The following is a 682-nucleotide window of genomic DNA, read 5'->3' on the forward strand; positions in this document are numbered from 1 at the left end:
CTTCCGGCGCGCCGCAGCCGGCGCCCGCGCCGGGCCTCGCCTCCGGTACCCCCGCTTCCGCGCCGTCGCCCGAGCTGCCGTCCGGGACGACGCCGACACCGCAGCCGGCGCCCGCCGCCCAGCTGAGCCCCGGCGCGCCGCCGGCAGTGCCGGTGCCGAGCGAGTCGCCGGCCGCGCCGCCCGAGTCGACCGAGCCGCCCCCGTCCCAGTGAGCGCGACGCGGCCGTCGCCGACGACGCCCGGCGCCACCCTCTGCCCGCGCTGCGGCAACGGGCTGCGTGAGGACCAGGAGTGGTGCCTGGAGTGCGGCCTCGCGGCGCGCACGCGGATCGACCCGCCGCCGAACTGGCGGATCCCGATCGCGCTGACCTTCGTCGTCCTCGCGCTCGCCGCCGCCGGGATCGCCTACGCGCTCGTCGTGCTGCTCGACGAGCAGCAGGCGCCGCCGACCCCGGCGACAGTGACCGTGCCGGCCCCCGCGGCGCCCGCCCCGGCGCCGGTCGACCCCGCCGCGACGACGCCGGCCGCTCCGGTCGACCCGGCTGCGACGACGCCCGCGGCGCCGGTCGATCCCGCCGCCACGACGCCGGCGACGACCACCCCGGGCGCCGCTGTGCCAGGAGCGACGACCACCCCGGGCGCCGCTGCGCCCGGCACCGCCACGACGCCGGCCGGCGCAGCC

The 682-nt window shown here is 81.7% G+C and carries 2 pseudogenes; both read left to right on the forward strand.

The window, feature by feature from the left end:
- Positions 1–212: pseudogene (locus tag R7226_RS31560) on the forward strand (hypothetical protein); the annotation flags it as partial.
- Positions 209–682, forward strand: a pseudogene (locus R7226_RS31565) (hypothetical protein); the annotation flags it as partial. The pseudogenes R7226_RS31560 and R7226_RS31565, both read left to right, overlap by 4 nt.

The sequence above is a fragment of the Conexibacter stalactiti genome (assembly GCF_033542075.1).
GTDB lineage: Bacteria > Actinomycetota > Thermoleophilia > Solirubrobacterales > Solirubrobacteraceae > Conexibacter > Conexibacter stalactiti.